The sequence below is a fragment of the Candidatus Chlorobium masyuteum genome (assembly GCF_011601315.1).
In the GTDB taxonomy this organism is placed as follows: Bacteria; Bacteroidota; Chlorobiia; order Chlorobiales; family Chlorobiaceae; genus Chlorobium; species Chlorobium masyuteum.
Genome location: NZ_JAAORA010000004.1, coordinates 112,949 through 115,099 on the forward strand (window position 1 = coordinate 112,949; position 2,151 = coordinate 115,099).

Sequence of the window (2,151 nt, forward strand, 5' to 3'; positions counted from 1 at the left end):
GCGCTACAAAGGCCGAGGAGCTATCGACGTCCGTCGCACTCAACGTGCCCGTCGCCGTTATCGCCGCATTCGTCTCCGATACGCTCGCACTGCTCGTGCCGCTTATGACTGCCGCGTCGTTCGTGCCCGTCATCGTTACCGTTACCACCTTCGGCGTTCCGTCCGCTGCCGTTACCGTTATGCTGTCCGTATAGGTCTGGCCACCAACGAACTCGTTATGCGCACTGTTCGCCGTGTACGTCCACACGCCGTTCGTGCCGATACTGAACGTGCCATAGTTATTATTTCCCGATACTCCACTCTGCGCCGTAAACAGATTCGCCGTGCCGTCCACATCCGTCGCACTCAACGTGCCTGTCGCACTCAGCGCCGCATCCGTCTCAGTCACGCTTACCGCACTCGTGCCGCTTATCACCGCTGCATCGTTCGTGCCCGTCATCGTTACCGTTACCACCTTCGGCGTTCCGTCCGCTGCCGTTACCGTTATGCTGTCCGTATAGGTCTGGCCACCTACGAACTCGTTATGCGCACTGTTCGCCGTATACGTCCACACGCCGTTCGTGCCGATACTGAACGTGCCATAGTTATTATTTCCCGATACTCCACTCTGCGCCGTAAACAGATTCGCCGTGCCGTCCACATCCGTCGCACTCAACGTGCCCGTCGCCGTTATCGCCGCATTCGTCTCAGTCACGCTTACCGCACTCGTGCCGCTTATCACCGCTGCATCGTTCGTGCCCGTCATCGTTACCGTTACCACCTTCGTCGTTCCATCAGCACTTGAGACCGTGAAACTGTCGGTATAGCTCTGACCTGCTGCAAACTCGTTATGTGCACCGTTAGTCGAATAATTCCAAAGGCCATTCGTGTCGATGCTGAAGGTGCCGTAACCATTACTTCCTGCTACAGCATTACGGGCAACAAAAGTTTCAGGGCTATCCGGGTCAGTGACAATCAGGGTACCCGTTGCTGTAAGGACAACATCAGTCTCAGTCAGGTTCGCTGTGCTGGTACCCGTTATAACCGCATTTGATACATCATCGTCATCGTGATGATGGTGATGGTGGTGACCATCGTGATCTCCATGACCACCGTGACCATCATGACCATCGTGATCTCCATGACCACCGTGACCATCATGATCATCGTGATCTCCATGACCATCGTGATCATCATGATCATCGTGATCTCCGTAACCATCATGACCGTCATGACCGTCGTGACCATTATGACCATCGTGGCCATCATGATCATCATGATCTCCGTAACCATCATGACCATCATGACCGTCGTGACCATTGTGACCATTGTGACCATTGTGACCATTGTGACCATTGTGACCATTGTGACCATCAGTCGTACCAACCGTTGTCACCGTTACAACGTGTGATGTGCCGTCAAGTGTCGTTACCGTAATACTGTCGGTATAGCTCTGACCTGCTGCAAACTCGTCATGCGCACCGTTCGCCGTGTACGTCCACACGCCATTCGTGCCGATGCTGAACGTACCGTAGCCATTATTTCCTGCTACATCCGTCTGCTCAACAAAAGTCGTTGCGCTGTCGGTATCCGTCGCACTCAACGTACCGGTCGCAGTCAAAACAGCATCTGTCTCCGTCAGGCTCGCCGTGCTCGTGCCGCTTATCACCGCCGCATCATTGGTGCCCGTCATTGTCACGGTTACGACCTTCGACGTTCCATCAGCGGTCGTTACCGTAATACTGTCGGTATAGCTCTGACCTGCAGCAAACTCGTCATGCGCACCGTTCGCCGTGTACGTCCACACGCCATTCGTGCCGATGCTGAACGTACCGTAGCCATTCGTGCCGGCTGTATCCGTCTGCTCTACAAAAGTTGTCGCGCTATCTGCGTCTGTCGCACTTAACGTACCGGTTGCGGTCAGAACAGCATCCGTTTCCGTCAGGCTCGCCGTGCTCGTGCCGCTTATCACCGCCGCATCATTGGTACCCGTCATCGTGACCGTTACGACCTTCGGCGTTCCATCAGCGGTCGTCACCGTTATGCTGTCCGTATAGCTCTGGCCTCCGACAAACTCGTTGTGGGCACTGTTTGCCGTATAGCTCCACACGCCATTCGTGCCGATAGTGAACTTGCCATAACCTCCGGTTCCAGCGACATTGGTCTGTGCTG

The 2,151-nt window shown here is 55.0% G+C and carries 2 protein-coding genes and 1 pseudogene; 1 reads left to right on the forward strand and 2 read right to left on the reverse strand.

Going from position 1 to position 2,151, the window contains the following annotated elements:
* Positions 1–1,021, reverse strand: a 1,021-nt coding sequence (locus G9409_RS12200; protein WP_407926796.1) for a VCBS domain-containing protein, incomplete at its 3' end; no start/stop codon positions are given.
* Positions 1,022–1,048: 27 nt separating this feature from the next.
* Between G9409_RS12200 and G9409_RS08575 the strand changes: the two genes are divergently transcribed.
* Positions 1,049–1,390, forward strand: coding sequence for a hypothetical protein (locus G9409_RS08575; RefSeq protein ID WP_166808379.1), 342 nt, complete (start codon positions 1,049–1,051; stop codon positions 1,388–1,390).
* A gap of 18 nt (positions 1,391–1,408) precedes the next feature.
* Here G9409_RS08575 and G9409_RS12205 read toward each other — a convergent pair.
* Positions 1,409–2,151 (reverse strand): annotated as a pseudogene (locus tag G9409_RS12205) (VCBS domain-containing protein); the annotation flags it as partial.